General features: G+C 29.0%; 24 protein-coding genes. 3 read left to right on the top strand and 21 right to left on the bottom strand.

Going from position 1 to position 25,633, the window contains the following annotated elements:
- Nucleotides 1-251: 251 nt before the first annotated feature.
- Nucleotides 252-611 (top strand): YraN family protein, encoded by a 360-nt coding sequence (locus Q0776_RS03665; protein WP_298365102.1) that lies wholly within the window; start codon nt 252-254, stop codon nt 609-611.
- On the opposite strand, the gene Q0776_RS03660 is transcribed toward Q0776_RS03665, so the two are convergent.
- The 3 genes from Q0776_RS03660 to Q0776_RS03650 all read right to left on the bottom strand — a co-directional run bounded on the left by Q0776_RS03660 (nt 612) and on the right by Q0776_RS03650 (nt 3,087).
- Nucleotides 612-1,100: a TlpA disulfide reductase family protein gene (locus tag Q0776_RS03660; RefSeq protein WP_298365101.1), complete on the bottom strand. Its 489-nt coding sequence runs from the start codon at nt 1,098-1,100 to the stop codon at nt 612-614. It lies immediately after the preceding gene.
- Nucleotides 1,093-2,649 carry a LysM peptidoglycan-binding domain-containing protein gene (locus Q0776_RS03655; protein WP_298365100.1) on the bottom strand — a complete coding sequence of 519 codons (1,557 nt, stop codon included), beginning with the start codon at nt 2,647-2,649 and terminating at the stop codon, nt 1,093-1,095. The genes Q0776_RS03660 and Q0776_RS03655 overlap by 8 nt, the downstream gene beginning before the upstream one ends.
- An 84-nt stretch (nt 2,650-2,733) precedes the next feature.
- Nucleotides 2,734-3,087 (bottom strand): hypothetical protein, encoded by a 354-nt coding sequence (locus Q0776_RS03650; RefSeq protein ID WP_298365099.1) that lies wholly within the window; start codon nt 3,085-3,087, stop codon nt 2,734-2,736.
- A 64-nt stretch (nt 3,088-3,151) separates the two neighbouring features.
- Here Q0776_RS03650 and Q0776_RS03645 point away from each other — a divergent pair, with 64 nt between their 5' ends.
- Both Q0776_RS03645 and Q0776_RS03640 read left to right on the top strand, forming a co-directional pair.
- The gene (locus Q0776_RS03645) at nt 3,152-3,652 is read left to right on the top strand and encodes a CvpA family protein (RefSeq protein WP_298365096.1); all 501 of its coding nucleotides are present in this window, start codon (nt 3,152-3,154) and stop codon (nt 3,650-3,652) included.
- Between the two features lie 68 nt (nt 3,653-3,720).
- Nucleotides 3,721-4,842 (top strand): TlpA disulfide reductase family protein, encoded by a 1,122-nt coding sequence (locus tag Q0776_RS03640; RefSeq protein WP_298365095.1) that lies wholly within the window; start codon nt 3,721-3,723, stop codon nt 4,840-4,842.
- Between the two features lie 2 nt (nt 4,843-4,844).
- On the opposite strand, the gene Q0776_RS03635 is transcribed toward Q0776_RS03640, so the two are convergent.
- From Q0776_RS03635 to Q0776_RS03550, 18 genes are all read right to left on the bottom strand, one after another.
- The gene (locus tag Q0776_RS03635; protein ID WP_298365094.1) at nt 4,845-5,597 is read right to left on the bottom strand and encodes a tetratricopeptide repeat protein; all 753 of its coding nucleotides are present in this window, start codon (nt 5,595-5,597) and stop codon (nt 4,845-4,847) included.
- A gap of 1 nt (nt 5,598) precedes the next feature.
- The gene (locus Q0776_RS03630; protein WP_298365093.1) at nt 5,599-7,368 is read right to left on the bottom strand and encodes a BatD family protein; all 1,770 of its coding nucleotides are present in this window, start codon (nt 7,366-7,368) and stop codon (nt 5,599-5,601) included.
- A 2-nt stretch (nt 7,369-7,370) separates the two neighbouring features.
- Nucleotides 7,371-7,925 carry a hypothetical protein gene (locus Q0776_RS03625; RefSeq protein WP_298365092.1) on the bottom strand — a complete coding sequence of 185 codons (555 nt, stop codon included), beginning with the start codon at nt 7,923-7,925 and terminating at the stop codon, nt 7,371-7,373.
- Nucleotides 7,922-8,590, bottom strand: coding sequence for a tetratricopeptide repeat protein (locus Q0776_RS03620; RefSeq protein ID WP_298365090.1), 669 nt, complete (start codon nt 8,588-8,590; stop codon nt 7,922-7,924). Before Q0776_RS03620 ends, Q0776_RS03625 begins: the two co-directional genes overlap by 4 nt.
- Complete coding sequence (locus Q0776_RS03615; RefSeq protein ID WP_298365088.1) at nt 8,580-9,629, bottom strand: VWA domain-containing protein; 1,050 nt, start codon at nt 9,627-9,629, stop codon at nt 8,580-8,582. Before Q0776_RS03615 ends, Q0776_RS03620 begins: the two co-directional genes overlap by 11 nt.
- Nucleotides 9,630-9,637: 8 nt before the next feature.
- Nucleotides 9,638-10,642: a VWA domain-containing protein gene (locus Q0776_RS03610; RefSeq protein ID WP_298365087.1), complete on the bottom strand. Its 1,005-nt coding sequence runs from the start codon at nt 10,640-10,642 to the stop codon at nt 9,638-9,640.
- A gap of 2 nt (nt 10,643-10,644) precedes the next feature.
- Nucleotides 10,645-12,234: a hypothetical protein gene (locus Q0776_RS03605; protein WP_298365086.1), complete on the bottom strand. Its 1,590-nt coding sequence runs from the start codon at nt 12,232-12,234 to the stop codon at nt 10,645-10,647.
- 14 nt (nt 12,235-12,248) lie between these two features.
- Entirely contained in the window at nt 12,249-13,121 is an 873-nt protein-coding gene (locus Q0776_RS03600) for a DUF58 domain-containing protein (RefSeq protein ID WP_298365085.1), read from the bottom strand.
- Nucleotides 13,122-13,161: 40 nt separating this feature from the next.
- The gene (locus Q0776_RS03595) at nt 13,162-14,169 is read right to left on the bottom strand and encodes a MoxR family ATPase (RefSeq protein ID WP_298365083.1); all 1,008 of its coding nucleotides are present in this window, start codon (nt 14,167-14,169) and stop codon (nt 13,162-13,164) included.
- A 207-nt stretch (nt 14,170-14,376) separates the two neighbouring features.
- Nucleotides 14,377-15,129: a UDP-2,3-diacylglucosamine diphosphatase gene (locus Q0776_RS03590; protein WP_298365082.1), complete on the bottom strand. Its 753-nt coding sequence runs from the start codon at nt 15,127-15,129 to the stop codon at nt 14,377-14,379.
- A 56-nt stretch (nt 15,130-15,185) separates the two neighbouring features.
- Nucleotides 15,186-16,808: a S41 family peptidase gene (locus Q0776_RS03585; RefSeq protein ID WP_298365081.1), complete on the bottom strand. Its 1,623-nt coding sequence runs from the start codon at nt 16,806-16,808 to the stop codon at nt 15,186-15,188.
- Entirely contained in the window at nt 16,808-17,233 is a 426-nt protein-coding gene (locus Q0776_RS03580) for a dCMP deaminase family protein (protein ID WP_298365079.1), read from the bottom strand. The genes Q0776_RS03585 and Q0776_RS03580 overlap by 1 nt, the downstream gene beginning before the upstream one ends.
- A 57-nt stretch (nt 17,234-17,290) precedes the next feature.
- Entirely contained in the window at nt 17,291-17,875 is a 585-nt protein-coding gene (locus Q0776_RS03575; protein WP_298365077.1) for a HupE/UreJ family protein, read from the bottom strand.
- Between the two features lie 49 nt (nt 17,876-17,924).
- Nucleotides 17,925-19,385 (bottom strand): aminotransferase class V-fold PLP-dependent enzyme, encoded by a 1,461-nt coding sequence (locus Q0776_RS03570; RefSeq protein ID WP_298365121.1) that lies wholly within the window; start codon nt 19,383-19,385, stop codon nt 17,925-17,927.
- A 149-nt stretch (nt 19,386-19,534) separates the two neighbouring features.
- On the bottom strand, nt 19,535-20,545 hold the full coding sequence (locus tag Q0776_RS03565) for a redoxin family protein (RefSeq protein WP_298365075.1): 1,011 nt from the start codon (nt 20,543-20,545) through the stop codon (nt 19,535-19,537).
- A gap of 6 nt (nt 20,546-20,551) precedes the next feature.
- Nucleotides 20,552-22,516: a cytochrome c biogenesis protein CcdA gene (locus tag Q0776_RS03560; protein WP_298365074.1), complete on the bottom strand. Its 1,965-nt coding sequence runs from the start codon at nt 22,514-22,516 to the stop codon at nt 20,552-20,554.
- Nucleotides 22,517-22,821: 305 nt separating this feature from the next.
- Nucleotides 22,822-23,499 carry a response regulator gene (locus Q0776_RS03555; protein ID WP_298365072.1) on the bottom strand — a complete coding sequence of 226 codons (678 nt, stop codon included), beginning with the start codon at nt 23,497-23,499 and terminating at the stop codon, nt 22,822-22,824.
- Nucleotides 23,492-25,513, bottom strand: coding sequence for a sensor histidine kinase (locus tag Q0776_RS03550; protein ID WP_298365070.1), 2,022 nt, complete (start codon nt 25,511-25,513; stop codon nt 23,492-23,494). The genes Q0776_RS03555 and Q0776_RS03550 overlap by 8 nt, the downstream gene beginning before the upstream one ends.
- Nucleotides 25,514-25,633: the final 120 nt, after the last annotated feature.

Raw genomic sequence — 25,633 nt, 5'->3', positions numbered from 1 at the left:
GAAGAATCTTCTGCTAAGCAATACATGAGATTCTTCGCTACCGCTCAGAATGACACTTGTAATCTGTCATTCTGAATGGAGAGCAACGGAATGAAGAATCTTCTGCTAAGCAATACATGAGATTCTTCGCTACCGCTCAGAATGACACTCGTAAACTGTCTTTCTGAATGAAGAGCAACGTAATGAAGAATCTGTTTTCAATCAAAACGTGAGGTTCTTCCTATTGATTAGAATGATAAAAAAACAAAAAAATGGCTACACACAACGATTTAGGTGAAAAAGGAGAACAACTAGCAGTTGAATTTCTTCAAAAAAATAACTACAAAATTTTGGAACGCAATTGGCGATTTAAAAAAGCTGAAGTTGATATTATTGCTATAAAAAATGATATTTTAATTGCAGTAGAGGTAAAAACAAGAACTTCTAATTACTTTGGAAATCCACAAGATTTTGTAAATCAAAAAAAAATTCAATTATTAGTTGAAGCTTTAAATGAATATGTAGTTTCTAAGGATTTAGATGTAGAAGTTAGATTTGATATTATAGCAATTATTGAAAACAAAAATACTTCTAAAATAGAACATTTAGAAGATGCTTTTTTATATTTTTAATTAAAGTAATTTTTCAATTTCTGTTGTTAATAATTCATCAATATTTTCCGATGAACCTTCTAATACATATGATATTATTCCTTGTTTATTTATAATAACATGTGAAGGATATAATTTAACTGGATTGTAAACTTTTAGCATTTCATAAGAACTGGACATTACCTGATAATCAAAGTCTACTTTTCGCAAAAACTTTTTCAATGTTTTTTTATCGTTTGGAGCAGGTGCAATAAAAACAACATCCTTATTATTTTTATATTTTTCAACTAATTTATTAACTTTTGGAATTTCTTGTATACAAGGCGCACAAGTTGTAAACCACATTTTAATTACAACAATTTTATTGGCATAGCTATCTAGTGAAGTTTTTTCTCCTTTTAAATTATATAAATTAAAATCTGGAGCTTTATTTCCTGTAAATACCATTTGTGCGTTTACATTTAACATTGTAAAAACTCCTATTAAAAATAATGCAAATCTCTTATTCATTAGTTTTTATTTTTAATGTTTGACCAATTGTTAAATTATTTGAGCTAATCTTATTTATTTTTTTAAGTTCCTCAATAGTAACATTATATTTTTTTGCAATTAAAAATAGAGTATCACCTTTTACAACTGTATGCGTGTAAACTTGTTTTACTTCCTCTTTTAAATTAGGACTTGTAATTTCAGCTTTTGCTTCCTCAACTCTAATTTCATCAAAATATTTTTTAACGTCGGAAAAATAATCAGGTTTTGAAATAATATTTTTATCCTTATCCAAAATAAAATAGGAAGGTGTTGAATGAATTTTATATGTACGTGCAATTGGATTTTCCCATTTTTCTAATCCCAATACATTAATCCATTTTGTAAATTTCTCCGTATGATGATTAAAACCAAGTTCATCTTTTTCCAAAGCAATTGCTATTACCTGAGTTTTTGAATCATTTTTAATGTACTCGTAAAGATCTGGAACTTCTTCTAAACAATGCGAGCAAGTAGTACTCCAAAAAACCAAAATAAATCTTTCTGCCTTGTCTAAATCAGATAATTTTACAAGTTCTTTGCCTTTTTCAAATGAAAAATCTGGAGCTTTTTTTCCTATAGACAATCGAACTTTATCTTGAACCTCATCAATAACTTCCTTACTTATTAATTCCGCTGGTAGTTTATTGTAATACTCTTCAATAGTATAATCCAATAATTTATGATTTTCTTTATTGGCAAAAGCGTACAATAGAGATATTAACACGTCATTTTTTGCGATTGGATTACTAATTAGCTCCATTACTTTAATTACAGAAGTTTTATATAGTAAATTTTGAACCTCAGTATCGTCTGATCCATTTAAATAAAAAACAAACTCAATAACGCGTTCACTTAAAAATGATGAATTCAAGAGCGTTTCATCATTAAAGTCAATAGCATCAAAATAATGGCTTCCTACAAAATTTAAATACTCTTGAGGGGTTTCAACTGGATTTTCTGCGTAGACTTTTTTATAAGCTTTTATAAAGTTATTTACAAAACTATTGTTCGTTTTTTCTTCGTATTCAGTTTGAACTTTTATGTACTTTTTCCTAGTTGAATTATACTCTTTTTGGGTCTTTTTTTTCAGTTGTTCCTCATTCAAATTAAAATATACTAATTGAATAGAATCTAGCTTGTGCAATATATTTGTTGATTCGTTTAAATAATTTGTATACAAGGTGTTTTCTGAAGAATTTGCAAAAACTACCGTTCCTGAAGGAAATGTTGGATCAAATTTAAAATTGACATTTTTATTTGAGTACATAAAATCAACATAGCCATTATTTTCAAAATCATACATTAATCTATATATTCCATTTTCTGATTTTTCAGGCATTTCAATCGAAAAATTTCCACTTGTTTTGTCTATAGAAGCATAATTTACATACAACTGTTTAGCACCCTTTAGTTGATAAATAATAGCATTTTCATAGTTTTCTATGTAAGGATCCATAGTTCCTTTCACAAAATTTTGACTAAAACCTGTAGCTGAAATTAAAAATAAAACAAGAAATTTTTTTAGCATTATGTTTTTATGAAGTTTAATTCAACAATTAGACCAAAAGTAATTATTTTTATTTTAAAATTATTTTCTAAAAATAATTGGCCACTAAATAAGCTCCTGAGCTTTAAAATACAAAACAATTGCCTCTTTCATTAAAACTGTTTGTTCACCTGATTTTAGTGGAGGAAGTTCCTCTAAAACCTTATAATGAGGCCAGCCATCATCATCAAAAAAATCGAATTCGTAATAACCAAAAGGTTCCAACAACCTGCAAATTGCTATATGCATTAAATTTAATTTATCATCTTTTTTAAATTCAATTACCCCTTTTCCTAACTCTTGAACTCCAATTAAATAAATAATTGCATCTAAATTAAGTTGTTCTCCATCACCAAATTTTAATGATAATATGGAAATTATTTCATCGTATTCTTCTTTTAATTTTTGATCTCTTGACATTTGAAAATTATAGTTAGGTTGCAAATATACAAATCGATTCATGTATATTTACAAAAACATTTATATGAACACTTTTGACATTATAATTGCTGCACTTTTAGTGTTTGGATTTGTACGTGGACTTTTAAAAGGATTATTTGTTGAAGTTGCTTCTTTAGCTGCATTAATTGCTGGAATTTATGGCGCAATTCATTTCTCATTTTTTGTTGGAAATTTCTTAGCAAATCACGTTTCGTGGGAAGAAAAATATATTACCATAGTTTCATTTGCCATTACATTTGCAATAATTGTATTGGTTATTGGTTTACTAGGTAAATTATTTACCAAAATAGCCGATTTTGCATCACTGGGATTATTAAATAAAATACTTGGTGGCGTTTTTGGAGCGCTTAAAATAGGTTTAATTTTAAGTGTTGTACTAATTGTTTTTACAAAATTAAATGACACTATTCCTTTTATTTCCGATGAACAAAAAGAGGAATCTATTTTATATGAACCCATAAAAAATCTTGCTCCAACACTTTTCCCTAACTTTTTAACTATTGTAGAAAAGGAAACAGAATAACAAACATTTAATAATGTATGTTAGTTAATGCTACCTTGTACGTCAAAAAAGTTAATTAACAATTAATTATGCAATACAAAAATCTTACATTCTTCGGAATATTAATTATTAGCTTATTTTTTATTGGATGTAATTCTAACAAAGAAAATTCATTTATTCTTTCAGGAAAAGTACCATCCTTAAAAAAAAATTATATTTTATTATCTAAAATTGAAAATATTCAATTAAATAAATCTGTTTTTATTGACTCTATTATGGTAAATGAAAAAGGTGAATTTAATTCAGTATATTTTTTAGAACCAGGAATTTATTCGCTAAACTTTGACAATAAAAAAACCATTCAAATTGCAGCAAATAGAGGTCAAAACATTAAATTTAAAGGAATTTCTATTGAAAAAATAAAGGTCGGCGGATCTAAAGATTCAAAAATACTTTATGCTTACATCGATTTTAGAAATGAATCGTTAAACCGATTGGTAAAATCGGTAAGAGATACTATAAAAAATTTAGATTCAACAAATTATTCCATTGAAAAAATTACCAAATTAAGAGAACTCGAAGTAGAAAATTACTCCAAACATTTAGATGAATTGGCTGGGTTTATTGATGATAAAATGAGAAATTCTGTAGCACTTTATGCAACAGCTGTTCGATGGGATAATAAAAACCTACCTATTTTTAAGGATTTAGTATCTGAATTTTCTGAAAAATATGGTGAAATTGAAATAACCAAACACTTAAAACAAAAAATAGATATTCTTAACAAAACAAGTATAGGTAGTTTTATTTCAACAATAAAAATGCCAAATCATGTAAATGATTTAGTATCACTAGATTCTATTAAAGGAACATATACACTTATAGATTTTTGGGCAAGTTGGTGTCCTCCGTGCAGAACAGAAAGTTTTATGCTCAACAAACTTTATAAGAGCTACAATACTAAAGGATTTCAAATTTATGGTATATCGCTAGATTCTGATAAAGATAGATGGTTAAACGCATTAAATAAAGATCAACGTAATTGGATAAATGTATCTACTGCTGAAGGGTTTAAAACTCCTGTTTCTTTAGAATATGGAATTACATCTTTACCAACAAATATGGTAATTGATGCTGAAGGTAAAATTATTGCGACAAATGTTCACGGTAAAAAATTGGAAGACTTAATTACTAGTTTATTTAAAAACTAATTTTAGATTTCTTTTAAATAATCTGCATAAATCCATCCGATTTTACCATCGGCAATTTTAATTTTTTTCCAATTATCAAGCTCATCAAGTACAATTACTTTTGTTCCTTCGTGTAATTCAAAAACTTCATCACTTGTTGTTGAGGGTGCATTTTTTATTTCCACTTTTGAAGAAAAAATAATTGCAGTTCTATTTTTTTGAACTGTTTTTAAATTTTTAAATGCAAAAAACACAGTAACTATTAAAACAAATACGGCTAAAATAGATGTGTTAAAATAAATTAGTTTTTTTCTTGAAGAGAAAGAAAAATAGTACAATAAAAACATTATTGCTGCCAGAAAGGATGCAATAACTGCAATAATTGCCCAAGTATCAAATGAATATTTTTGAATTATGTTTGCCGAAAATCGTTGAAAAAATGTTTTAGGTAACTCCTCAATAACATCAATAGTCATTCGCTTTGCAAATTCTATATTTACCAATGCATCTTCATGTGAAGGATCTATTTTTAACGCCTTCTCGTAATAATAAATAGCAGGAGCTACTTTGTTCATTTTATAATAACAATTAGCTATATTAAAATACAAATCTCCCGATTCTAAACCTTGCTCTTCAATTGCTAAATAAACCTCTACAGCTCTAGAATAATTTTCTTCTTTATAAAACGTATTGCCCTCAGCAAATAACTTATTAGCTTCTTGTGAATAAGCAACTAAGCTCAAAAGCAATACTACTATGCTAACTAACTTTTTCATATTATAACTGCTTATCAATATTTGTAATAACTTCTTTAGCTTTCTCAAACTCTTGCTCCATCATAACATTTGTTGTAGGTGTATAACGTGCAAAATTGCAACTATTTAATACATCAACAAATTGTTTAATTGTATCTAAATCAACATTTCTATTATTCAATAATTCTGAAATTCTTTCGGTTGAAATATCTGAAGTTTCTACCTGTAATTTTGCTTTCAGAAAATTATGTAATGCTCTTTCCAAAGCAATATAAAATGCTTCTTGATTTCCTAATTGTTTTTTAGCTTCCGATAAGTATTTTCTAGCTAGTTTATCGGCCTTTCTAATTTTATTTCCAAACACATCTCCGGCGCGTTTTGCGCGTTTTTTACCAATAATTATTCCTATTGGAATGGCTAAAAATGGTAAAAACAACAGTAAATAAAATAGGTTAGAGTCTAAAAATTGCGATTTTGAATTTGGTTTTAATTCAGAATTTAAAGCTATAAATCTAAAATTATTATCTGAACCTGTAACCCGCTGTTTAGGAGTTACTGCAACACTTCCATTTGATGAAGAAGGTAATTCCTTTCCATCAATAACATCAACAACAATTGCTTCTGCTTTTATAGTTTTATACTTCTCATCTATTGGGTTGAAATAAGAAAAAGATACCGCAGGAATTTTATATTTTCCTTTGTATTGTGGTACTACTGTGTAAGTATCTGAAATACTACCTCTTAATCCCGATAATGCTGTACTTACATTTTCTTTATGTTCGGGTGTATATACTTCCAATTCTGCTGGAGTTGTAATTTTTGGAATCTCAAACAATTTTAAATTTCCTTTACCAGAAACTTCTACTTTTATTTGAGCAGCATCATTAGCTTTTAACACATTTTTATTTGCAGCAACTACAAATTCAAATTCACCTACTGCTCCAGTAAAATCAATAGGTTTTCCTTTTTCTGGAAGTGCTTTTACATTTAACGATCTAATTGCTGAACTTGTAGAATAGTTTATGTTTTTTGTTATCATGTTACCAAAAAAATCACCTCTTCCTGTAGGAATACCAACAGAAAAATCCATTTTCATTGGTTCAATTTTAAGCTTTCCGTCTCGCTGAGGAATTAAAACAGCTCTTTTTAAAACAATATATCTATAGTCTTCACCATTATATTTTCCTTTCCTAACGTTAATTTCTTTTACTTCAATGTCTTGATTCCAAAACCCGTTATATTGAGGAGATTCTGTAACTCTCCAATCATTAACACTTATATTTTCACTAACATAAAGTTTATAAACAACATATATTCCTTCTCCTACAAAAGGTCTTAAGTTAGAAACTTCTGCAACTAAATGTATATTCTGCTGTGCTATATATTCTGGATTATTAGGATCTTTAGGAATTTCAACTGCTTTTAAAACAGTAATTTTAACAGAATTAGATTTAACAATTTCTCCTTCATATTCTATTGAAGCAGGAGGGATTGTAAATTCACCTATATTTTTAGGCTCTAGAATATAAATATAGGATTGTGTATAACTAGCTTTTCCATTAATCCATGATTGATTAATCGAGGAGCTTGGACCTCCAACAATTTTAAAATTACTAAAAGCAGGTGGTTCAAAATTATCAGCACCTTGTTTATTAACAGAAAACTGAATTTTAAAACGTTGATTTACCCCTAATTTATTTTTACTCACGTCAGTTTTAAACTCGATTTGAGCAAATAACAATTGCGATGAGCAAATTAAAAAACCAAGTATGTAAATTTTAAGAAATTTCATTTTTACCAGTCCTTTTCTTGTTTAACTTGTCTACCTTTTGCTTTTTCAGCATTTAATTTTTTTTGTGTTTTATTTTCTTCATTATTCATAGCCTCTAACAATTGTTTCATTTGTTCTGGAGACAATTGACTTGGTCGAGGTTTTTGGTCTTGTTTTTTCTCTTCATCTTTCTTTTCGTCATTCTTTTTAGGATCTCCTTTTTCATCATCTTTACCTTCTCCTTTTTCATCTTTATTGTCCTCACCCTGATCCTTTTTATCGTCTTTTTCTTTATTCTTATCGTCCTTTTTATCGTTTTCGCCCTCTTCTTTATCTTTATTCTTATTATCCTTGTTTTGTTTTTCTTGCTCTTCCTCAATTTTTTTCTTTAATGCATTTAAGTAAATGTCATTTGGAAAATTACTTAACCCTTCATTAACAATTTCCTTCGCTGGCTGCAACTTACTGTAAGTATACAAATGAGCTCCATTATTAAAGTAATCTTTAGCAGAATTTTGGGCTTTTAATGAAACTACAAAACCTAAAAAAACAGTAAAAACAATTATATATTTTTTCATTGATTCTGAATTTTAGTTATACTCTCTAATCGTGTTAAAAAATCTTGATAATGTTTTGTCGTTTTATCATTTCTCAGAGATTCCTTCATTAAATTTAATGCATTATTAAACTGAAATTTTGACATAGCATCATCCGCTTTTTTCTTCATCATCTTTGCATATTCCGACGGTTTAATATCTTTATCTCCTTCATTATTCTCGTTATTTTTGTTTTGCTGTTTTATCATTTCCTTAGCCAGGGCTAAATTATAACGTGTTTCATCATCTTTCGAATTATTTCGCAAAGCATTTTTGTAAGATTCCAGTGCCAATTGATATTGTTTTTCATTCATAAATGAATTTCCCATATTATGATAAGTTTCTGCCTTACTTTGCTTATCCTTAATGGTTTTTTCAACCAATTCAAATTGTGCTATTGCTTCTTTGTTTCTATTTTGTTGATAAATTGCATTCCCTAAATTATAGGAAGCTTTTGGGTAATTTGGATTTTTAGATAAAGCTTTTTTGTAGGAAATTTCGGCTTCGTCAAATTTTAATTGATTATACAATTTATTTCCTTCTCTTAAATCTTCTCGAGCTTCACGCATTAATTGCTCCTCATTTTTCTGTTGAGAAAAAATGAAGCTTGTAATACATAAACATAATAGTACTAATCTATTTTTCATTCTTTTCAGTTTGATTAAATAAATTTAACTTTTGAATCCATTTTGTTTTTCTTTCCAACATTAACGAATCTATCAATAAAAACAACAGTCCAAATCCAACAAACCACTGAAATTGATCTTTATAATCGGCAAATTTCTTTGTTTCGAACTCACTTTTTTCTGCCTTTAATAATAAATCTTCAATAATATCAATTGTTTCTTGAGTTTTATTTCCATTAATATATTTACCATTTCCTTCATTAGCAATGTTCATTAGAACATTTTCAACCAACCTAGTAATAACAACCTCACCTTTATTGTCTTTTTTATATCCAACAACTGCGCCATTATTTTTAATAGGTATTGGTCCTCCATTTGCTGAACCTACTCCAACTGTATAAATTTTTATTCCTTGTTCTCTTGCTTTTTGAGCTAAAGAAACCGTATTTTCTTCGTGATCTTCACCATCGGAAACTATAAAAAGAAATCGATTGGTTTGGTCTTCATTATCGTAATAGGAGATTGCTCTTTCAATTGCTTCATTAATAGCTGTTCCTTGGCTGCTAACCATATCTGGTGTAGCATTTTGCAGAAACATTTTTGCTGCTGCGTGATCTGTTGTAATAGGCAATAAAGGATATGAATTTCCGGCATAAATTATTATGCCAATTCTATCGCTTCCCAATTTTTCAATTATTCTAGTTATAATTTGTTTGGCTTTATCTAAGCGACTAGGAGCAATATCTTCGGCTAACATACTTTTAGAAACATCAAGTGCAAATACTATATCTACTCCCTCGCGTTTTACAGTTTCCAGTTTTGTCCCCATCTTTGGATTTGTTAATGAAATAACTAAAAAGGCCATTCCAATACAAATTGCAATAATTTTTAAGAACGATTTAAACGTTGATCGTTCTGGACTTAATTTATCTATTAACCCAATATCCGCAAATTGTTTTTGTTTTCTTTTTTTCCACCAAAATACCAACAAAAACAACACAAATATTACCGGAATAATTGCTAGGTATAAAAAATATGTTGGTTCTTCTATTTGATACATAATTATTGTTAAATAAAGCTTTTAAATAGCGTATTTCTTAATAGCACTTCAATTAAAATAAATAAGCCCGCTAATAATACTAGTAATCTATATTTTTCTTGATAGTTATAATATTTAAACTCTTCTATTTCTGTTTTCTCTAGTTTATTAATCTCATTATATATAGCTTTTAATTTAGAATTATCGGTTGCTCTAAAATAAGTTCCCTGTGTTTCCTTAGCTATATATTTTAATAATTCTTCATCAATTTCTACTGGTGAACTTCTAAATAAAAGTTTTCCTGTACGCGGATCTTTTGCATAGGGAAATGACGCCGTTCCATTTGTTCCTAATCCAATGGTATATACTTTAATTCCCAATCCAACTGCTAATTCTGTAGCTGTTTTTGGATCCACAAAACCAGTATTGTTTACCCCATCGGTTAATAAAATAATAACTTTACTTTTAGCTTTGCTTTCTTTTAAACGGTTAACCGCAGAACCTAAACCCATTCCTATTGCGGTACCACCATCTAAATCTCCCCATTTAATTTCAGAAATGGTATTTCTAACAATTCTTTTGTCACTGGTAATTGGTGTTCTAGTAAAGCTTTCACCTGCATAAACTACAATCCCTATTCTATCATTTGGCCTTTGATTTACAAAATTTGTAGCTACTTTTTTTAAAGCTTCTAACCTATTTGGTTTTAAATCGCGAGCCAACATACTTGCCGAAACGTCAATTGCCATAACAATATCAATTCCCTTATTTGTTTTTGTGCGTTTGCTTACCGAAACATTTCTAGGGCGAGCTAATGCAATAATTAAAAGTGTTAGCGCTAGCAGTCTCAACACATTTAATAAGGGTTTCAGTTTTGCCAACATTGAAGGCTTAACCTCAAAACCTTTTGTACTTGCCATTGTTAAAGTTGCCCCTTCCTTATTTCTAACTAAAAATAACCAAACAGCTAATAATGGTATTAAAATTAATAACCATAAAAACTGAGGGTGTAAAAACTCAAAATTTTGCCACATATTTATGGTTTTAATGATATTGATTTAACTATTCTTTTCACAACTGCTTCGGCAGAATCATCGCTCCATAAGGAAGAAATATACACTTGTCTCATACCTTCTTTATCTGCAAAAAATAACATCGTTAATTTATAGTCTTCTTTTAAATTTGTTGTTTCATTTAATCTTTTAAATTCAACATCTGCTCTTTTCCCTTTAATACCATCTACTTTTACATTTTTCTTTTTAATATTTGTAAAGGTAGTGTTCATTTGAGCCTCCATAGCATTTAACGAACCTGTAATTCCAGCATCCATGTCAATTGCTTGCATATCACTCAAAAATTTTGTGGATGCCACTGCTATATAAAAATTACTTATTGGGCTTCCATAAGTGAAAATAGAAAAATCTCCAATTGTTGAAACACTACTACTTGGTAATTGCATTGATTGAACTGTCAAAATTTCAGGAGTTTCAACAGAAATAGCGGGATTTCCATATGACGCTTTATACCATTGTTCATCCAACATTTCGGTAGTTGTTTTTCCTAAAAAATTATCTTTAACATATCTATAACCAAAATAGCCTATTGTTCCTACGCCAATAACTGCTAATAAACCTCCAATTAACAAATACTTAATAATTGGGTTTTTCTTTTTAATTGGTTGCTCTATTAAAACTGCATTTTCAGTTTTCTCTTCTGCTTTTTTTAAATTATTTATATGTACCGCAGATTGGGTATTTTTAAGAATTTCTTCTACTCTAGTTCTATCTGTTCTAATTTCTTCAATAATTGGTTTGGACTTGGCAAATTTTACCAAATCTGCGCTTTGTAAAACCTCTTTAAGTTGTTTAATTGTTTCTTTTGAAATTCCCAATTTACTCGATTCATTAAAATCTTCAATAGTCTCAATTAACTCATTGGTTGTAGATTCTAATGCCGGAATTTTAATATCTTTTTCTATATAAGTTCTTACAATGTCTGTTAATTCTGAATAATATATTTTAATTTTATTGTGTTTAAGAAGTTCTTTTTCATCGAGCTCTTTTAACCTTTGCATTGCTTCTTTAATTGGAGCAACATAAACTTTAGGAAGTTCTTTTTCTTTCTTTTTTCTTAAAACAAAATACAAGATTACCCCAATTAACAATAAAATAGGAATAATCCACCACCACAAATGCTTATAATCATCAAAAGTTTTTGGTTCTCTTTTAATTGATTTTATTAAATGCATTTTTTGCTTAGTAGTATCTACTTTTACTGAAGCTACATTAATTAATAAGGAATCTGTTAAGAATTTTTTATTATTAATTAAAACTTGTTGTTGCGGAATAATGTATTGGCCACTATCAAAACTGGTTAACAAATACCTTTTTTCAAGCTTATTCTTTAACGTATCTATTTTGAAGGATTCAACAACTTCAACCTTTCCTAAACTATCTGTTTTAAATTCAGGAAAAACTACATTGTTAGTTTCATCAACAGAAATTTTATATTGAATTTGTTCACCAATTCTTATAAAAGTTGTATCCGAAGCAATTGAAATTGGGCTTTTTTGTGCAAATCCAATTAAACCAATTAAAAATAATATATAAACTAACTTTTTCTTCATTTTCAAATCTCTATCTATCTTGCTCCTTTATGTTTAAAATACCCCAATAATTTTTTTACATAACTTTCATCAATTCGAGAACTTATAACTCCTGCTCCACTGTGGGTAAAGGATTTTTCAAAATAATCAACAACGCTTTTGTAATGCTGTGAATATCCATCTCTTACACTTTTTGAAGCTGTATTAACCAACATTGTTTTACCGGTTTCAGCATCTAACATTGGAACCATTCCAAGATTAGGTATAGCAACATCGTGTTTATCGTAAATTCTTATACCTGTAACATCGTGTTTTCTACCAACAATTTTAAGCGTATGCTCGTAATGCGAATCCATAAAATCGGAAAGCACAAAAACAATAGCTTTCTTTTTCATTACGCTAGATAAGTATTTTAAAGCCTCATTAACGCTTGTTTTTGTACTTTTTGGCTTAAATTCAATTAATTCTCTAATTATCCTAAGTACATGTCCTTTCCCCTTTTTTGGTGGAATAAACAATTCTATTTCATCTGAAAAAAGCAATAAACCAACTTTATCGTTATTTTGTATTGCTGAAAATGCTAATGTTGCAGCAATTTCGGTAATTGTATCTCTTTTAAATTGTTGAGTTGTACCAAAAAATTCGGAACCACTAATATCCACCACTAACATCATTGTTAACTCACGCTCTTCTTCAAACACCTTTACATATGGTTCGTTATAACGTGCTGTAACATTCCAGTCAATTGCTCTTACATCATCTCCGTATTGATATTTTCTAACTTCAGAAAAAGTCATACCACGTCCCTTAAACGAACTGTGATATTCGCCAGAAAAAATATGATCAGACAATCGACGTGTCTTAATCTCAATTTTACGAACTTTTTTAAGTATTTCTTTAGTATCCATTTTTCAAGCTTTTAGCTTTTCGCTAATAATCAAAGACTTTTTAAGGTACCTCTACTTCGTTCACAATTTGGTTAATAATATCTTCAGAAGTTACGTTTTCGGCTTCGGCTTCATAAGTAATTCCAATTCTATGACGTAAAACATCGTGCACTACGGCGCGAACATCTTCAGGAATAACATAACCTCTTCGTTTTATAAATGCGTAACATTTAGCTGCCATTGCAAGGTTTATACTTCCACGAGGAGAGGCTCCAAAACTTATAAGGCCTTTTAAATCTGGTAAATTGTATTTTTCCGGATAACGGGTTGCAAAAATAATATCAAGAATATATTTCTCAATTTTTTCATCCATATAAACCTCTTTTACTGCAGCTCTGGCTCTTCGAATTTGATCTAGTGAAGCAACAGCATTAATGGATCCAAAACTTCCTTGTAAATTATGACGCATAATAAGTTGCTCTTCCTCTAATTTAGGATAGTCAATAACTGTTTTAAGCATAAAACGGTCTACTTGCGCTTCTGGTAACGGATAGGTTCCTTCTTGTTCAACTGGATTTTGAGTAGCCATTACTAAAAAGGGTTCTTCCAATTTAAATGTTGTATCTCCAATGGTAATTTGACGCTCCTGCATTGCTTCTAACAACGCTGATTGTACTTTTGCTGGTGCACGGTTAATTTCATCAGCTAATACAAAATTTGCAAAAATAGGTCCTTTTTTAATTGTAAAATCGTTATCTTTTACACTATAAATCATTGTACCAACAACATCTGCAGGTAATAAATCTGGAGTAAATTGAATTCTACTAAAATCACCATGTACGGCCTTGGCCAGCGTATTAATTGCTAATGTTTTTGCTAAACCCGGTACACCTTCCAATAAAATATGTCCGTTTCCAAGTAAACCAATAAGTAATCTTTCGACCATATGACGCTGACCAACAATTACCTTGTTCATCTCCATCATTAATAAATCAACAAATGCGCTTTCCTTTTCAATTTTTTCATTGATAGCTTTAATATCAACTGAAACGTTATTTTCTTCAATCATTTTTATTGTTTTTTACCGCGTGAATTTAACATGCTTTCTAAGACAACGCAAGTAGCATAAATATTTTTTTATATGCTGTTAAAAATTGGTTAAAACAACTGTAAAATATAGAATTTTAAGAAATTTTATACAGTTATCTTCTTGTGGAAAAGGTACTATTTAAAACTTACTTTTTATTACAATTCTTTTAAATTAAAATCTGAGAAATTAAATTTTAAAATAATTTAAAGAAAGTTGGTTATTATTAAATTCTGCATATGAAAAATGTGTAATCCAATCGCCTGTATTTATATATTTAGATTTTTTTTCAATAGCAATTTCGAGCGGTAAATGTCTATGTCCAAAAACAAAATAATCGTAGTGTTTTTGTTGTAGTTTTCCTTTGCAATACAATACTAACCACTCATTTTCTTCTCCAAGAAATTTTACATCTTCTTCACCTGAAATAAGCTTATTTTTAACCGATAAATACTGTGCAATTCGAATTCCTATATCTGGGTGTAACCACTTAAACAACCATTTTGAAATTGGATTAGTAAATACCTTCTTCATTATTTTAAAACCCGTATCTCCAGGTCCTAAACCATCTCCATGCCCAATTAAAAAAATTTTATTGTTAAAAGTAAATTCTTTTGGCTTATGGTATACTGGTATATTTAATTCTGTTTGAAAATAGTCTTTCATCCAAAGGTCATGATTTCCTACAAAAAAATGAATTTCTATTCCGCTATCCTTTAACTCTGCTAGCTTTCCTAAAACTCTAATAAACCCTCTTGGAATTACTTTTTTATACTCAAACCAAAAATCGAATAAATCTCCTAACAAAAATATAACACCAGCATCTTCTTTAATTGAATCTAACCAATTAATAAATTTCTGTTCTCGAATTCTACTCTTATCAACTGTAGGCGCACCAAAATGTTGATCTGAGGCAAAATATATTTTTTTATTGGATGTCAAAATTATTGTGAATTAGATTTTCACAAAGATACATATTAGTTTAGAAGTTAAAAGTTCTATTTAGTGCTATCTAATTCAATCACCTTTTGAATCATATTATCCTTCTTTTGGGTAACCATAAAATATCCTGTTTGCCCAAATAGATCTCTTGCAAAAAAAGCTTTAAAATACAACTTTAAATCCTCTTTAATCTTAGGTCCTAAGATGGTTTTAAGATCAATTTCATCTATATATGAATCAAAAATCTTACCGTCAATATCAAAATTATTAACAAAATCATTTAATTCCCACTTAGAAAAATCCTTTCTATGATCGTCTATATATTTAAATACAAAACCATTTAAACCTCTATAAAATTTACTATTATAGTTTCTTGTTGTATCCAATGGAACAAATACATCGGGAATAATTCCACCTCCACCGTATACAATTTTTCCTTTTGGAGTGGTAAATTTAAGAGAGTCATTAACTTTAATACTATCTTTTGAAATTAACTCACCACTATGAATCCTTGTTAAATAATCACTATCGTATTTTGAAGTATTATCATGGTCGTATGGCTTTTGAATAGATCTTCCTGTGGGTGTATAATACCTTGATGTTGTTAATCTAACTGCTGAACCATCTCCTAAATCCATTTGTTGTTGTACCAATCCTTTTCCAAACGAACGGCGACCAACTATGGTTCCTTTATCATTATCTTGCAATGCACCTGCAACTATTTCACTTGCCGAAGCCGAATTTTGATCAATTAAAACATATACTTTTCCATCTTCAAACCCCCCATAAGATGTAGCGAACATCTTATCTTCATTACCATTTTTATTTTTTGTAAAAACAATTAGTTTTCCATCTTCAAGAAACTCATCAATAATACTATTGGCAATATCCATATAGCCTCCGGGATTCCCCCTAAGATCTAAAATTACGGAATTCATTCCTTTTGATTTTAAATTATAAAGCGCCTCTCTAAATTCATCGTAAGTGGTTCGGGCAAATCGTTCAATGTTAACATAACCTAAAGTTTCATTTACCATATAATAGCCCGGAACACTTTTAAGAGGAACTTCATCTCTATTTATTGTGATTTCTAAAATTTCGTTGGCAGAACGTCTATAAACCGACACAAGAACATCTGTTGCTGCTTCTCCCTTTAACGATTTCATTACAACATCGGTAATTTTTCTGTTGCCCAAAAAAGTACCTTTTTCGTTTTCTTTTAAATTTGCTCTTTCTTCAATATATTCACCAAACAACGAATCTTTATCTGCCGCAATTATTCTATCTCCTGCTTTTAAACCTGCCTTAAAACTTGGTCCTCCTTCTATAACACCAGTTATTGTAACTGTATCTTTATGCATTAAAAAAGTAACTCCAATTCCTACAAATTTACCTTGCATTCTTTCCGTTTCCTGCTTCATTTCTTCCTTTGGAATATATACGGAGTGAGGATCTAATTTTACAAGCATATTAGTTATTGCATCATCCAACAGACTGTCAGTATCAACTTTATCAACGTAATCGTATTGAATGTAGTTAATTAACTTTTTAATTTTTGCTTCATTTGTATTAGAACTAAATAAAACAGCCTTATTTTTAAAGTTAATTGAACTACCAATAAATATACCTATAGCCACTGCTAAACCAATAAAAATGGGTAAGCTTGCTTTTCTTTTCATTATTTTATTTCCTTAAGATGTGTTAATTCAACCCCTGCTTTTTCTAAAAATTCTAAACCAGAAGTATCCTTATATTGTTGCGCATATACAACCCTATTTATTCCTGATTGATGAATTAATTTACTACACTCTTTACAAGGTGATAATGTAATATATAACGTTGAATTCTTACAAGATTGTGTTGAACTAGCAACTTTTAAAATTGCGTTAGCTTCGGCGTGTAATACATACCATTTTGTAAATTTCTCTTCATCTTCACAACAATTTTCAAATCCTGAAGGGGTTCCATTATAACCATCAGATATTATCATCCGGTCTTTTACAATTAAAGCTCCAACTTGTTTACGCTTACAATATGATAATTTTGCCCATTCTAAAGCCATTCTCATATAGGCCTGATCGTATTTTAGCTGTTTTTTCTTCATAGTTATTTACGATAATGACGAAAGTAAAAAGATTATGTTTAACAACACGTTAAAATTTTACCAAAATATGGCAGATTTAAGAATAGGTAAGACAACACCAATTACTATTGATGAAATTATAAGAATCCAATCTCGCTTCGAAAATCGAAATATTGTTTGAGCAATAAATCCTAAAATAAGTATTATCAATACAACAATAATTTGAGCTATTTCCACACCTAAGGCAAACTCTAATAATGGAATAAATTTATATTCAATTTTCCCTACCAACATTTTAAAATAACTTGAAAATCCTAATCCATGGATTAACCCAAAAAATAGGGCAAACACTAAATTTGTGTTTGTTTTAAGGTTTTTTGTGCTTTTTCTAACATAAAATATATTAAAAAGTGCTGTTATTAGTATGGTAACAGGTATTAAAAATTCAACCCATTTAGAATCAACAGAAACAACTTTATAAGTTGCTAAAATTAAGGATAATGTGTGCCCAATTGTAAATAATGTAATTAACCAAATTACCTTTTTCCAATTGTTAAAATCATAAACTACGGCAAGTGCTACTAAAAATAAAATATGATCATACGCACCCCAATCAAGCACATGAAATAGGCCTTCTCTACCAAAAAAAATAAGATTATCCATTAAGTTATTAAATTATAAGCACTCAAAGATAAAAAACTTTATTCTTAGTTTATTGCTGAAACCATTTATTTACAATGGAAATTTCAATTGAATTTGCAGTTTTATGGATAAATTCATTTTTAAGCGCATTGTACTCATAATCTTTACCCCATTCCTCGTAATTTTCAGCAACTTGTTTTATGCTTTCACAAACAAATAACACTTCTTCATTTGTAATAGTTGGATGAATTGACATACGTATCCACCCAGGTCTTTCAACCATACAGCCTTCTAATATTTTTTCTTCAATACTTTTAGATGTTTCATGATTTACGTGTAGTAAAAAATGGCCATAAGTACCCGCACAAGAACATCCTCCTCTTGTTTGAACACCAAATTTATCGTTTAATAACTTTACAATGAGATTAAAATGAACATTTTCTATATAAAATGAAAATATTCCTAATCGATTGGTATGTTGTGGTGCTAAAATTTTTAAGTTTGGAATTTTAGATATTTTATCGAAAACAATATTATTAATTTCATGTTCTCTTGCTAAAATATTTTCAATTCCCATTTTTTCCTTCAATTGGATTGAAAGTGCTATTCTAATATTTTGCAAAAAACCAGGAGTACCACCATCTTCTCTAGTTTCTATATCATCGACGTAATCGTGATCTCCCCAAGGGTTGGTATAATTTACTGTTCCTCCTCCCGGATTATCTGGTATTAGATTTTTATATAATTTTTTATTAAATAATAATACTCCTGAGGTTCCTGGTCCTCCTAAAAATTTATGAGGAGAAAAGAATATTGCATCTAAATACATTTCCTCATCTTCAGGATGCATATCAATATCTACATAGGGTGCTGAGCACGCAAAATCCACAAAACACAATCCGCCATTTTGATGGATTATCTTAGCAATTTTGTGATAATCAGTTCTTATTCCTGTAACATTTGAACAAGCAGTTATTGAAACTATTTTAATTGGCCGCAGTTTGTAATCATCGAGCAATTTTTCAAAACTTTCAAAACATATTAATCCAGATTCCTGACAAGGAATTATTTCAACATCTGCAATAGTTTCTAACCATGAAGTTTGATTAGAATGATGCTCCATATGAGAAATAAAAACTATTGGTTTCAATTCATCTGGAATTGTTGTGTGATGCTTTAAATTTTCTGATACTTTTAACCCTAATATACGTTGAAATTTATTTACAACTCCGGTCATTCCTGTTCCGTCGGTTATTAAAACATCGTCTTCATTTGCATTAACATGTGTTTTAATAATTTTTCGGGCTTTATGGTAAGCCATTGTCATAGCTGAACCCGTAATAGATGTTTCGGTATGCGTATTAGCTACAAAAGGACCAAATTCATTAAGCATTTTATCTTCAATTGGACGATATAATCTGCCACTTGCTGTCCAATCGGTGTATATAATATTTTTTATTCCGTATGGAGACTCAAAAGTTTGATTAATTCCAACAATATTTTCTCTAAATTGTTGAAAATATTTTTCCATTTCAGAAGGGTTATTTTTTAAGGAAGTCTCTTTTTTAACAGCATCTTCTTTTGAAAATATTTTTGATAAAAAACTCATAGTATTAATTAATTTTGTTAATTAATTTGCATTGCAATTTAACCTCTACCGTATATACTACAATAGTACTATTATAATAAGCCGTCTAGTAATACTTTTAATTCATCTGATGAAGGTCTAGGAGCATCAGAAGATACTATTTTCCCTTCATCATCAATTAAAATAAAACGAGGAATTCCATTAATTTTATATCCTTGTACAAAATCAGATTTCCAATTATTATCAGCAAATAATTGTATTCCACCTAATTCTTTTTCAGCAACCATTTCTTTCCATTTTTTGTGGTCTTTAGCAACATCTACAGAAATACTCACAAACTCAATATTTTTATTGTGATATGCTTTTTCAACTTCTTTTAAAAATGGAATTTCTCTTTTACAAGGTCCGCACCAAGTTGCCCAAACATCTATGTATACATATTTACCTTTTAAATCGTCTAAAGAAGTAGTTCCTCCTTTATAGTTTTCAAAGTTTACAAACTTAGGAGATTCTTTACCTTTACCAAGTACTGTATTTAAATATACTTTTTCTTCATAAGTCTTTGTTAAATATTGACTTAAACCTTCTAATTGTTTAGATTGATCTACTTTGAATAATGAATCTAAATTTTGTTGACTATTTAACAATTCATTAAATTTAGAAATAATACCGTTCGTTTTTTTCTCAAATGCTTCCTTATCCAAGTCATACATTGCAGGGTCATTTAACTCCTCTTCGCTTAGTAATGCGGATTTTGCTAAATAATTACTTGCTTCAGCTCCTAAACCTGTATAGGAAACGGTTTCATCAAACTGCTGGGTATTAATGGTCATATTTATGTCGTATCCATTTTTTAAATAGATAGAAGTACTTTCCTTACCATCAAACAAATTGTAAGTACCCTCGTTAATCTTTAAAGTATCGGAAAACGTCCCATCTTTATTTACATTTATTTTTTTTGAAAATGTTCTAGAACGAATTATTAACGAGTCAGAATTCATGTTTGTAATCGTCCCTGTAAATGTTACATAATCTTTTGGAGCTTCCTCCTTACATGATAATATTGTTATTGCTATTGCAACTAAATAAATAATTTTTTTCATTGTTTTTTACTTTTGAAAATTAGAAACCCCATCTTTTAACCAATTATAATATTCATCCACATCTGGAGTATATGCCACCGGATCTATTAAATTCTCTTCATTATGATCCATTAACACATAAAATGGTTGTGCATTGGCCTTGTATTTAATGGTTTGAAACTCGCTCCATTTTTGACCAATATATTTCAGTTTTTTTCCTGGTCTTAATTTAGATTCAATTACTTCTCCATCTTTTAATTTACGTTTATCATCAACATATAATGAAATTAAAACTACATCATTTTTAAGAATTGGTAAAACCTTGTCTTTTGCCCACACATTTTGCTCCATTTTTCTACAATTTACACAAGCGTGCCCTGTAAAATCAATCATTACAGGTTTGTTTACTTTTTTTGCATAAGCTAAACCTAAGTCATAATCGTTAAATGCTAAAATATTATGTGGAGCCATTAAGTGTGCCCCTTCTGGTAAATCTCCATGATTATCTGCAGAACCTCCAGAACCTAGTTTTGTGAAACCAACTCCGTAAGGTGATTCACTATAATGTTGCGCCGGCGGAAAAGCACTAATTAAATTTAAAGGTGCACCCCATAAACCAGGAATCATATAGATTGTAAATGATAATACAACCAAACCTAAACTTAATCTACCAACTGAAATATGTGTTATTGGTGAATCATGTGGTAATTGTATCTTTCCAAATAAATAAAATGCTAAAGCTCCAAAAATTGCAATCCAAATAGCTAAAAATACTTCACGTTCTAACCAGTGAAGTTGTAATACTAAATCTGCATTTGATAAGAATTTAAAGGCTAATGCCAATTCTAAAAATCCTAAAACAACTTTTACTGTATTTAACCAACCTCCAGATTTTGGTAATGAATTTAACCAACCTGGAAAGGCTGCAAATAAAGCAAACGGAATTGCTAAGGCTAATGAAAATCCTAACATCCCAACAATTGGTCCTATTTGACTTCCTCCTGCTGCTGCTTCAACTAATAAAGTTCCAACTATTGGACCAGTACAAGAAAATGACACAATTGCTAAAGCTAATGCCATAAAGAAAATACCAATCATACCTCCTCTATCTGCTTGCGCATCTACTTTTGTTCCCCAAGAACTTGGTAATGTAATTTCAAAAGCTCCTAAAAAGGAAACTGCAAAAATTATTAATAATAAGAAGAAAATAATATTAAACCATACATTGGTTGATAGGGCGTTTAATGCATCTGCCCCAAAAATTACACTTACTAATAAACCTAAAACCACATAAATTATTACAATTGATATTCCATAAATAATTGCGTTTTTTATTCCAGCAGCTTTACTTTTACTTTGTTTTGTAAAAAAGCTCACAGTCATTGGTATCATTGGAAAAACACAAGGTGTTAATAATGCTGCAAAACCTGAGAAAAACGCAATAATAAATATTGTTAATAAGCTTTTATCTGAAGATTTTTTCTTTTTTGATTTAACATCTTCATTCTTTTCAATTTTATTGGAAGCTACTGCTGGCTTTTTACCATCAATAGAAAAATTTAAATCTACAAAGGTAGGAGGTAAACAACTGGCATCGTCACAAACCATAAATTCAACTTCACCTGCCACTTTAAATGATTCTTCTGTTAAAAGTTTAATTTTTTGTTTGAAAACGGCTTTAATTTCAAAATACTTAATTTTCATATTAAATATTGGATCGTCAACGGTATGTCCTTCTTCTTCTGAAACTTCCCCAACAATCTCATACGAGTCTGAAGGCTCAAATACAAAATTTGTAGGTATTGGTCCATCTTCTGGAACATTTTGAGAATATAAATGCCAATTTGTTTCTATAGTTGCTGTGGCAACTAAATTAAATTCAGTTTCTGAAATTTTTTCAACAGATGTTGACCACTTTACTGGTTCATGAATTTGAGCAAAACTTGCTGTAAACAAGAGTAAAAGGGATAGGAGTGAAAATATTTTTTTCATAATTTGGGTTAATTTGCTTTTACAAAGGATTTCAAAATTAATGATAATTACTAACTAAGACGTTGAATAGCTGATTTCCCCTCAATTTAATATGTTAAATATTTCTTAAGATGCTCAATTGCAACGAAATGTTTAAATATTTATGTTTTTACCTTACCTAGGCAACGTACTTTCCATAAAGTTTTGATACTCTATTAAATAAGGTAACAAATAGTTTTTTTAAATTAATATTTGTAGTTATTTTTGATACAGCTATAGAAATAATTTCAACCCCAAAGACATCTTTATAGCAAAAAGGGTTTATTTTAAATAAACCCTTTTTCTTTTGCTTTTAATATTAATTCTCGATCGTCATTATCAAGAACTTTAAATAACCCTTTTAAATTTTTCTTTCTTTTTTCGAGTCCAGCCATGGACATTGGTATTATTTTAGGAAGATCTTTCATTTTAGTTCCAATAGACATTTCGTGTAGTAATTGTCTATCAATTTTATCTAACTTATAATCTATTGAAGCTTGTTTTCTAAATAATTCTAACACAGATTTACTGTAATAAGGAGTATCGTTTAAAATATTCTTTATTGAATTCACCAATTCGTCCTTATTTATATCGTTTTTAATTAAAAAACCGTCTGGATTTACATTTTTTAAAATTACTTGTATTCGATAATTATCATTAAAAGTAGTTGCTACTATTATCTTACATTTTGGTAATAATTCTTTAATTTTAACTCCTAGATCCTCTCCCGATAAATATTTCCCATCACTAGAAGGTGGTAATGAAATATCTAAAAAAACAATATCTATTCCATCATTTTTAGAAGCTTCATTAATAGCTTCTACTGCCTCATCGCAGTTTGAGGCCATTGATATTTCAAATTCAATATTTTCATCTTCTGAGCTAACAAACTCAAATGCGCTCCTATAAGCATCTGCGATTATAGGATGATCATCAATTAATAATACTTTGTAAATACTAGTCATAATAAAAATTTTGTATTGGACATGTTACATATATAGTAGTTCCTTCATTTTTATATGAATTAACCTCTATAAAACCGCCTATTTTAATCGCTCTTGATTTCATGTTCTTTAAACCAATTCCTTTTCTTTTTTCATTTACATTGAATCCTTTACCATTATCTTTAATAACTAACTCTAAATTTCCATCTACTAAATTAATTGCAACATCAATTTTTGTAGCATCGGCATACTTAATTACATTTTGTAAAGCTTCTTGTATAATTCTATAAAAATTGATTTTAATGTTATCATTTATCGATTTCCATTTAATTTTCTCATCATAATTGAATTCCCATTCTAGATTTTCTAAATTACATTTTTTTTCAACTAGATCTTCTATTATTTTAAAGAAATTCTCTTTTGAAGTTAATATTTCATTCTTCAATTCGTGAGAAATTGCTCTAATTTCTTTTTCAATACTTTGAAGTTCATCAATGTAAGATTGCAATTTATCCATTGATGTTTTATCTCCTTTAATATTCAAAAATCCTAAACCTAGTCTAGTACCAAATATTTTACCAAGTACGCCATCATGTAAATCTTCAGAAATTCTATGACGCTCTTTTATTTTTCCTTCCTCTAATTTTTTTTGTTGCTTAAGCATTAATGAATAAATTTCTTCATTTGACTTTTGCTGTTCTTTTTCGAAAATTAATTCTTTATTTCTTATTCTTTGAACTCTTACAATATAAGCAAAAGTCAACAATAAAGTTACAATTAAACCTCCCAAAGAAATTAGTATCTTTTGTTGAGATAGTTTTTGGGTCTCTTGAATATACTCATCAGTTTCAAAACGTATTCTTGTAAATTTATTTCTAATTTTACGATCTTCAACTTGCAAACTATCGTTTAAACGCACATATTCTTTTAAATATTTACTAGAATTAGTTTTATCTACATTTGAAAGCAATAATAGAGTTTCTAATTTATCTCTAAAATTATCTACCTTATCTGCTAAATTAAAGGCTTCATTAGCAATTTTAATTGCAGATAATGTATCTTTTTTTACTGCAAAATATTCTGACAAATGTCTTTTACCTATAACTACTCCTGAGACATCTTTAAGACTATCTCTTATTTTTAAAGATTTAAAAAAATCATTTTCAATGTTAGTTGTATCTCCCCTTAAAAACTTTGTATAAGCAATATTATCAATAATACGTGCATAAAAATAAGGATTCTGATTTTTTAACTCCCTTTGTTCTAAAGCGGACTCAAAATTATCAATTGCCTTTTCAAAATTATTCAATTTTTGATAAACTAAGCCTAAATTACTTAAGCTCCCTTCTTTATAAATTTGTTTATTTCTAATTTTATCTAAATAATCTAATGCTTTGTTATGATAAAAAACTGCTTTATCATACTCTGCCAAATTATAATATACTAAACCTAATTGGTTGTAACAATGGTACAACATTTCCGATTTATTAACTTTTTCAAATCTCGATATTGCTTCAAATACAAGTACTTCACTTCCTGTATAATCTTTAAATTTACTCTGAATGTATGCCATATTATATAGCATTTTCGCCATAAAATATTCGTGCTTTATAAGCTTAAAGTTTTCGTAAGCTTTATGAAAATGAAAATATGCACTATCTATAACCTCAATATCGGTATAATAATTCCCATAATTCCAATGCGCTTCACCTAGTATAGAATAATTTCCAAGTTTTGTTGCTAACATAATTGACTCGGCATTAACTTTTAAAAATAACGAATCAATATTTTGAGTTTCAGATTCAATTGCAATTTTATTCAAATAAATAGACCTAATTGAATCGGAACTTATTTTACTAGTCAAATTATACGCTTTCTTTAAAGTTTCTATTTGTTGATTAGTAGTTGCTTTTTTTAATCTAGCTTGTTGAATCCAAAATGTAATACTATCGTAATTTATTAAAGTAGTTTCCTTTAAATTTTGATTCTTATTTGTGCAACAAGTTAATATTGGTAGTATTATGGCAACTACCAAAAACTTTAAAACTAATATGTGTTTTATTGTCTTAATTAAAGGGGATTATTTAAAACAAAGCTACTAAAAAAGCCTTAAACATAATGTTTAAGGCCTTTAAATAATTTTTTATAATCAATA

Origin of the sequence: uncultured Lutibacter sp. (assembly GCF_947495725.1) — a bacterium.
GTDB lineage: Bacteria > Bacteroidota > Bacteroidia > Flavobacteriales > Flavobacteriaceae > Lutibacter.
The sequence above is the reverse complement of the archived record's forward strand: the minus strand, read 5'-3'. Positions and strand labels throughout refer to the sequence as shown.